Origin of the sequence: Bradyrhizobium sp. 31Argb, assembly GCF_043638955.1 — a bacterium.
Classification (GTDB): Bacteria; Pseudomonadota; Alphaproteobacteria; order Rhizobiales; family Xanthobacteraceae; genus Bradyrhizobium.
In genome coordinates, this window is the sequence record NZ_JBEGDB010000327.1 from 1 (window position 1) to 8347 (window position 8347).

Annotated in this window: 7 protein-coding genes and 1 pseudogene; 3 read left to right on the forward strand and 5 right to left on the reverse strand. The window is 61.4% G+C overall.

Annotation, left to right across the window (positions count from 1 at the left end; all coding sequences use genetic code 11):
• Positions 1–67: 67 nt before the first annotated feature.
• The 3 genes and pseudogenes from AAFX91_RS36150 to AAFX91_RS36160 all read right to left on the reverse strand — a co-directional run.
• Positions 68–382 (reverse strand): annotated as a pseudogene (locus tag AAFX91_RS36150) (MBL fold metallo-hydrolase); the annotation flags it as partial.
• 89 nt (positions 383–471) lie between these two features.
• Positions 472–1677, reverse strand: coding sequence for an NAD(P)/FAD-dependent oxidoreductase (locus tag AAFX91_RS36155; RefSeq protein WP_394569707.1), 1206 nt, complete (start codon positions 1675–1677; stop codon positions 472–474).
• A gap of 543 nt (positions 1678–2220) precedes the next feature.
• Complete coding sequence (locus AAFX91_RS36160) at positions 2221–3174, reverse strand: helix-turn-helix domain-containing protein (protein WP_394569708.1); 954 nt, start codon at positions 3172–3174, stop codon at positions 2221–2223.
• A 736-nt stretch (positions 3175–3910) separates the two neighbouring features.
• Here AAFX91_RS36160 and AAFX91_RS36165 point away from each other — a divergent pair.
• Positions 3911–4837 carry an AraC family transcriptional regulator gene (locus tag AAFX91_RS36165; protein ID WP_130576884.1) on the forward strand — a complete coding sequence of 309 codons (927 nt, stop codon included), beginning with the start codon at positions 3911–3913 and terminating at the stop codon, positions 4835–4837.
• Positions 4838–4867: 30 nt separating this feature from the next.
• On the opposite strand, the gene AAFX91_RS36170 is transcribed toward AAFX91_RS36165, so the two are convergent.
• Complete coding sequence (locus AAFX91_RS36170; RefSeq protein WP_394569709.1) at positions 4868–5794, reverse strand: catalase family peroxidase; 927 nt, start codon at positions 5792–5794, stop codon at positions 4868–4870.
• 259 nt (positions 5795–6053) lie between these two features.
• On the opposite strand from AAFX91_RS36170, the gene AAFX91_RS36175 reads away from it, so the two are divergent.
• The gene (locus AAFX91_RS36175) at positions 6054–7004 is read left to right on the forward strand and encodes a c-type cytochrome (protein WP_394569710.1); all 951 of its coding nucleotides are present in this window, start codon (positions 6054–6056) and stop codon (positions 7002–7004) included.
• A gap of 37 nt (positions 7005–7041) precedes the next feature.
• Here the strand turns inward: AAFX91_RS36175 and AAFX91_RS36180 are convergent, their stop codons facing one another.
• Positions 7042–7491, reverse strand: a complete 450-nt coding sequence (locus AAFX91_RS36180) for a hypothetical protein (RefSeq protein ID WP_245475632.1) — start codon at positions 7489–7491, stop codon at positions 7042–7044.
• On the opposite strand from AAFX91_RS36180, the gene AAFX91_RS36185 reads away from it, so the two are divergent.
• Positions 7468–7914, forward strand: coding sequence for a host attachment family protein (locus AAFX91_RS36185; RefSeq protein WP_282530820.1), 447 nt, complete (start codon positions 7468–7470; stop codon positions 7912–7914). The two genes, AAFX91_RS36180 and AAFX91_RS36185, sit on opposite strands and share 24 nt — an antisense overlap.
• Positions 7915–8347: the final 433 nt, after the last annotated feature.

Below are 8347 nucleotides of genomic sequence, written 5' to 3' on the forward strand. Positions count from 1 at the left end.
CGCGAAACTACTTCGCCGTCGTCGCCATTGCCGCCACTCTGCTCTGGATAAGGTAACTGTCCACACGGCCTAGTCCGGCGTCGATGAGGATGGTCCGACCGCCGCTACGCACCACGACCGCGTTCAGCGCCCAGTCGAAAGCGTCCGGCGGCAGGAACATGTCATTCAGCCAGGCCGCCCGGATGGCCGGGTCGGCGTTGTGTCCTAACATTTTGGTGGGCAGCGGTAGTACTCCATCGCTGACCACCAGCACGTCAATCTCGCCGACCTTCAGCGCGTAGCGCGACGATACCAACTCTTCTGGCCCCGATCGAACGGAGTGTGCGGTCGTGTCTAAGCTCATGTTCGTCTCCTGCTGAGTGTTGCGGATCATCTGGTTCATCTTCGAAAACTCCTGCGTTCAATCTTGACGCTCGATCCTGGGCGGGCGTGCTTCCCGCGTGGAAATCGCGGTCAATGCTGGTGAGGTGTTCAGAGGTCAGTCACCCGCTCAGGATCGGCCGACGCCAGCGCAGCGGCACGCTCAGCTCGCGGCGGATAGATCCAGACGGTGTTGATATCCTGCTTGGTCTTCTTTGCTTGCTCGCCGACCATTTCGACTTTGCGTTCCCAGCCGCGCGTGAAGAGGGCACCGGCTTCGCCGAGGTCGAGGCAGGTGACGTAGGCCTTCTGGTGATATGGCTTGGTCGGGACTCCCAGGAGCTCGGCGGCGGCATTGTGGCCGGCAAAGGCGCCCATCCGCGTCGCGTGCTGGCACGACATCAGCGCGTAGTTGCCGACATCGTCGCATGCAGCTCTCGCGGCATCGCCGGTGGCAAAGACGCCAGCCACCGACGGCACGCGCAGATCGCGGTCGACAAGCAGTCGGCCGAAATTATCGCGTTCGGCGGGGATCTGCGCGGTCAACGGAGCGGCGCGAATGCCGGCCGCCCAGATCACGGTCGCGGTTTCGATGTGTTCTCCATCGGAAAGCGTGACACTGGATTTGTCGAGCGAGGCGACACCGGCGCCGAGCCGGGTCTCCACGCCGCACTTGCGCAGTGCGTCCTCGATGACGGGGCGGGGACCTGCGCCCATATCCGGGGCGATCGCATTGTTTCGATCGACGATGATGACGCGCGGCTTGGTGTCCTTGCCAAGGATCGCACGGAGCCGTGTGGGGATCTCCGTGGCCGCCTCGATGCCGGTGAAGCCGCCGCCGGCAACGACGACCGTATCGCGCGCCTTCGATGCCGGCCGATCCGCGAGACCACGCAGGTGCCGGTCGAGGGCGATCGCGTCCTCGAGCTGATCGACGCTGAACCCGTGCTCGGCGAGGCCAGGAACATTCGGACGGAACAGCCGGCTGCCGGTGGCCATGACCAGGCGTTCGTAGGGGAGCGTCTTTCGTGCGCCCTTGGCCGTGACGATTTGCACGGTGCGAGACTTGGTGTCGACCGTCTCGGCGCTGCCCTGCACATAGACAACATCGATCGCGTTGAGGACATCCAGGAGAGGTGCCGTCAGGGTCTCCGGCTTCGGTTCGTAGAGCCGCGGGCGAACCACCAGCGTCGGCTCCGGTGAAACCAGCGCGATCTCCAAATCCTCGGGCGAAACGCCCTGGATGTCGCGCAGACGGGCAGCGGAAAGTGCAGCATACATGCCGGCGAAGCCGGCGCCGGTGATGACAAGTCTCATATGATCTTCTCCTGTGGTTGGGTTTTCCTAGACGTGCGCGCGCGTCGTCGCCGCTTGCCATTGGCGCCAAAGCTTGTTGCGATCGATGACGACGCGAAGACGTGAAACGAAGATGGTCGCCGCTTATGGTGCGGGGCAATTCAGCCGTGACGACATTGGCATGGCGCTCTCGCATGCCGCGCGGCAGCCTCTCGAACCCAGCGGCCAGCCGAGTTGAAAAACAATCGGCAGAGCGGGCTTTGGAGGCCAGTCCTTGTAGAATATCTGGGCGCCGGCAATCATTGGACTGGTGCTTTGCGCAGCTTGTGCCGATGATTCCGTTCCCTCGCCCGCTGCTGAGGTGAAGCGAACGGTCAATGAAAGTCCGTACACAAGTGCGGTCGCGACGACTCTGCGTCGCCGTGTAATTGCAAGTGGGCTGCCGAAATCCTTCCAGGCCATCGCTTCTCTCCGTCCGTTTGTAGGCGTGGGCACGGTGATGATGTAACGAACCTGATCTGCGACTCCCCCAGAGCGATTGCCGTACCTGCAGAGCGATTGCTGCTAGCGCATGCGTCGTCGCCAATCGCTTGGAGTCTCGCCGGTCAGCTTCTTGAACGCCGCCGCGAAGGCGGTCTGGGAGGCGTAGCCAAGCGCCGCTGCGACCGACACGACGGATTCGTCAGTGTTGCGCAGCATGTTCATTGCCTGCTCGAGCCGGTACTGGCGCAGCCAGGCGTGAGGCGAAAGCCCCGTGCTTTCCTTGAAGGCACGGCAGAAATGGAAGCGCGACAGGCCAGCGTCCGATGCAAGCGCAGCAAGAGAGACGTCCGCGTCGCTGTCCGAGCGCAACCGCTCGATGGCACGGAGCAGGACCTTCGGCGGCAGCCCACCCATGGTCGGCTGAAACGTGGTTGGCGAGCCCGTGTGCGCGGCCAGAAGGCGGGTGGCCAGAAGATTCGTGAGTTGCTGCCTGAAAAGCGCATCCAGGGCCCCATTGCCCTCCAGGCAATCGGCCGCGCTCAAGAGCAATCGGGATGTAATGGGGTCGGGATGCGCCGTTCGCTCCAGGAGATCGCTCGGTGTGGCGGTGTCGGCTTCGCGGGCAACGCGCTCAAGCGTTGCGGGCGGAAGGTAGAGTTGAACGACATCAACAGGTTTCGGAATGTCCCACCGGGAGCTTGAGCCGGCCGGAATGATTATCACGACCCCAGGACGAAATGTTCCAATCGCAACCGATCGTCCTGACCGCCGCTCCATGCGCTGCATCGAGCCGTTGTAAGCCATGATGACGTGGTCGGTCATGGGCTCGACGACGTCGTGCAATGGTTCATGTTTCCAGTGGGCGATCCCGGCACCGGAGGGATCCAACGCCATGCGAAATGGTGTGGTCCCGAGCACACGGGCCATCTCCACATCGGCAGGACGCCCATCGGCAATCGGCGCGTTGCTCTGGCGCGCCTCAGATGCGGCTGGCGGACTATCCTGCCGTGGATCGCGCAAGATCGGCTTATTCATGGACGTATGCTCGCATTCCAAAGGCCATGCGCTCACTGCGCGCAGCCGTGTCGTGGGACAATGAGGCGTGGAGCCAGTGCCTCTCGTATGCTTCCAATGATGTTGGAAGGTGCTGCACGAGGGTATCGCGCAGCGAGTCTAGTCTCGCAGGTTCAGCGGATAGACTGACGCTTCTGCTCTCCGGTCTGGCGCCGTTCTTGGGTTCGAGGCTCGGTATGGGTTCTAAGGCCCGTAAAAGTCCGGCGTCTTTCCCAAAGCGGCCATGCTTTGCCAGATCCTGCTCCAAGCGCGCCATTGCGACACTTTGTGATTTGTCGCCCGAACTTCTGATCGAGATGGCCAAGCGACGCAGTAGCGCGCTTTCATGCGACAAAAGTCGTAATCATGTGCCGCGAACGCCATCGTCTTGCCGCTGTTGAACAAGGTCGTTGAGCGAGTCGTTTCCCGCTCTCGGTCGGGGGCGCTGTCGGCTCTTTCACAAACGCACGCTGGAATCGCGCCGTGATTTGCCACCTCGTCGGGCGGAATGTTTCTTGCGACCAAGCCGCAAGGGTCGAATCAAATTGAAATCGCTTTGAAATTCATTTTGTCGTGATTGGTCCGGTATGCTGTCAGGACGGCTACGCATTCACCGGGCGAGCGTGGACAGTGGCTCACTGATCCTCGATACTGCCAGCGTGGCCTCGCGGACGACAATGACTCGCATGGTCCAATTCCATTGATGAGGTCAACCAATATGAGACAGGCGGGCGCCTACGGTCAGAGGCTCGGGCGACGCTTCCGCCTGAAGGAGGCGCCCTCGCTGGTCACGCGTACATTGCGCAGCGCCGAACTCGCCGTGACTGAAACCCGGGACGATGATCCCGTGCCAGGTCTTTCCGGCTCGATGCCTTCTGAGGATGCCTATCTCGTCAGCCTCAAGTTTCGCGACTACCCGGACTGCGAGTGCTGGGAGCGCGGACGATGCGTCATCAAGACGGATGTCGATGGTGGCGCAACCTATCTGTACGACCTGAAGCGCAATCCCCGTTACGTGATCGACAAGCCGTTCCACTCCATCTTTTTCTATCTGCCGCGCGCGGCGCTCGACGATATCGCCAGGCAGGCCGGCGCACCGCTCATTGGTGAACTCGCCTACGAGCCGGGTATCGGCCATGACGACGCGGTCGTCCGTCATCTCGGTGCGTCGCTTGTGGAAGGACTGCGTCGGCCGGACGAGACCAACCAGCTGTTCGTCGATCACATGATGCTCGCGCTCACCGCGCACGTCGCCCAGACCTATGGCGGACTGAAGCGTGCCACCGAACCGGCCCGCGGCGGTCTTGCCCCGTGGCAGGAGAAGCGCGCCTGCGAAAGGCTCGAATCCGACCTCGCCGGAAAGATTTCATTGGAGCAAGTCGCGGCGGAGTTTGACCTCTCGGTCAGTCATTTCTCACGCGCATTTCGCATCTCCACCGGCCTGCCGCCGCACCAGTGGCTGCTTCGCCAGCGCGTGAAGGCGGCCAAGCAGTTGATGACTGTTCGCGACCTGCCGCTGTCCGAGGTTGCGATATCGGCCGGCTTTGCCAATCAAAGCCACTTCACGCGGGTCTTTTCGTCCGTGGTCGGCGTCAGCCCGGGAGCGTGGCGTCGCGAAGCGCTCAGCGCCCCGGACGAGAAGTAACTTAAGGATAATACCGGGCGCCTCGTCCGATCAGCGACGCTTCGCCAGTGAGACGGTGTAGGCGGCGTGGCGCGCCGCAAAGATCTCGTCCGGCGGATGGCCGATGCCTTCGGCGAGATTTGCTGGATCGAAGATGGACGCGTCGCACGCATCATTCGCTTCAGGACCGGTGATGACGATCGTTCCCAGCCGCACCGCTTCGCGATTGTCCTCATCCGGCCATCGAATGGTCACGTCCATGGTGGGATCGCCGGGACGGTCGAGCAGCGCCATCACGTTGAACCGGACGTCGCCTGCAGCGATCCGGTTTTCGAGGTCATCGTGCAGAAAGTCGGCGGACTTCGCTTTGGCCTCGTCTTCGGTCAGCGTGATGTCTCCGCCGACAGGAACGACCATGAACTTGATGAATCGCGTCTCGCGCTTCGAATTCGTTGCGGGAAAGGAGTGCACTCCCCAATAGGTCGTACCGGCAAAACTCCCGGGCAGTGGACGCGCGGCGATGTAGTTTGCCTGATGCAGCGTTTCCGGATTGGCGGCGGAGAACGCCTTGACCTTCGCCATATCCGGCTTGCCGTCCGGTCCCGGAATGCGCGCCTTGAGGAACGCCTGCATCTGGTCGAGCGTTCTTGCAAAATGCACCGGAGCGCTTTCGGCGAGAATGTCGGAGCGATGGCGATCGTCGCCGAGCTTGAAGCTGAAGCCGCGCAGCACGAGGTTGTTGGTATCCGCGACGTTAGGATTGCCGCCACCGACCGAGAAGCGCGCCAGCACGCGCGACGGTCTGGTGAAGCTTGGGGATTTCGTAATCTCCGCCGCTCGATCCGACGGGGCATAGGTGCCGCGAACGCAACGGCCCTTGGCAAAGCTCGCGCGCACCTTTGGCGGATCACCAGCTACCGCTTTCAAGGCGTCGACGATGGACGCGGGCGTGGCCGCGCCAGTTGGGAACCGGGACATGGCGGGACCTTGGCTTTGAGTGTTCAATACGAGTTCTAGGCGACGTACCGGTCCGGTGTCTTTCCCAAAGCGGCTGTCCCTTGTCCGATCCTGCTGCTACTAGCCATCGCTGACGAGAGGGGCAGGTCGTCGCGCACGTTACACCTGTAACACGATAGGCCGGTCTCGAAATTATTTGGTATCGCTCGCCCCATAGCGTCTGCAGTGGCCGACATTTCATCGTCCAACGCATCGATTTTGATTTTTGGGGCAGTACAGGATGTTCGAATGGCTCGAGCCCGCGGCGTTGATCGTCATCGCGGGATTGCTGGCATGCTCAGGTATTCGTAGCTGGCGATCGAAGAAACCAATTGTCAAATGGGGCGGAGCAGGTTTGGCGGCTTTGGCTTCCGTCATTGCCTTCTCGATCAGCGTGCTGCTGACCATCGGACTGTTCAAGCTGCACGCACGCAGTGCGCCAGGCGTGGACTTGAAGATTGCGGGGACCGCGGAGCAAATCCGGCGTGGCCAGACGATCGCGGACAGCTTTTGCAGCGGCTGCCATACCAGGACCGACACGCTCACCGGCGGCGGGGATCTCGGCAAGGATATCTCGTTGCCGATCGGTTCGTTTATAGCCGCCAACCTCACGCCGGTCGGGCAATTAAGCCGGTGGTCGGACGGCGATATTTTCCGCGCCATTCGCAACGGGGTCGATCCTGACGGTCGCTGGCTTGTCATCATGTCCTACACCAATGCCGGAAAGCTGAGCGACGAGGACACCAAAGCGGTGATTGCCTATCTCCGCAGTCTGCCTGCTCTGGGAGAAAAGACGATAAATCCGGCCGATCGTCTCACCCCGCTGGGCATCGCGATGTTGGGCGCGGGCATGCTGCCAACGGGCAAGCCCGTCTCAACAGAACATGTTACCGCGCCACCAGAAGGTCCCACGTCGCGATACGGTGAATATCTCATTTCGTATCAAGACTGCCGCGAATGCCATGGCAAGGATCTGACCGGCGGCAAACCCGGCCAGCTCGCGCCGCTAGGGCCCGACCTCAATGTCGTAAAGGGCTGGAAATTCCAGGAGTTCGTCGCCACCATGAGGACCGGTGTCGATCCGAACGGTCACACCCTCGGCAATCAGATGCCGTGGCAGCCGATCGGCAGGATGGAAGATGACGACCTTCGCGCCGTTTATGAGTATCTGACGCATCTGCCCGCAGCCTGAACAACCCCGTGCGGCGCTCGCATCCTTAGAATGAGGGCTAGTTTTTCGGGCTCGAATCCGCGCCCAGCAATTGGCCGGTCTTGCGGCTGAGAAAATGCAGTCGCGTGCAGGCGGGGCAGCTTACCGCCGTGAATTCGTTCTGATCGGTATTATCTTCCTCGTCCAGGCTGTGCTGAACGTTGAGATGGGTATTGGGGCAGACGAAGATGAAGTGTCTCATCCGCTCTTTGTCGAAGATCTGCAATCGGACGATTTGATCTAGCGCAAGGTTTTGGCCCGCGGAGGCGAAATGCCCCCACGGCCCGGTGCCGTTATATGACGCGCGATGCATCCGGATGGTTTGATCCAGAACAAACCGCGGAGAATGGTACCGAGATAGCCTGCTGTCGTTGTCGAATCGTGTGCAGCTACGACCACGTTTCGCGCCGTTCGGCAGACTGAGGACAAGTACCGGAGCTTCATCATGGGCAAACTCAAGATTCCGCATGACGCCATCGTATTCGTGGGCGACGGGCGGAAAGCGCTGTTCCTCCGCAACGAGGGCGATGAGAAATTCCCCAATCTGAAGACCGAGCGAGTCTTTGAGCTGCAAAATCCCTCGACCCATGATCAGGGCAGCGAGCGGCCCGGACGCACGAGGAAGCCGGGTTCGGGGCAGCGAAGTACGGTCGAGCCGGTGGACTGGCATGATCTCGAAGAGCACCGGTTCGCGCGACAGGTGGCGGCGGCCGCCGAGCAGGTCATCCGCAGCGGCAAGGCAAAGGCCCTCGTCGTCGTGGCCCCGCCGCGAACCCTGGCGGAGCTTCGAGTTGCCTTTCATGCTGACGTGAAACGGCATATCCTGGCTGAGTTCGACAAGGATCTCACCAAGCATCCTGTCGGCGAAATCGAAAGGCATCTGGTTGGATGATCCGCGGGTGATGCCCGCTGATCTTGATGCATAACGTGTTCTCACGCGCCTCTGCGGGAGAAAATGACGTCCTCTGTTCCTCGAAAGCGGCGTGATGCAGTGTGGCCAAGCGTCGCTCGGAAATCGTCTGGTCTCACGGACCCATCGTTCCGAAAATCACACCGCGCTTTGATGCCGCCGCGTTTGAAAGCGGAAGTTCGGGCATGGAGGACGGCGTCCACCTGTGGTTCCGCGCCTGGTGGGGATCTGCGCTGCAATTTCGGGTCATCGCCTATTCGGCTTGCGCGAGATCAACGCGAGGCCTCGCGGGCTGGCTCAGCTAGCAGAGGAAAAGAGGAGCTACGCGGATGGCGCGCTTGGAGTGCCCCCCAAAAGTGAGACACGGGAAATTAGGGACAGTTCTCTAACGGAGAACGTATGCCCAACAAATCCC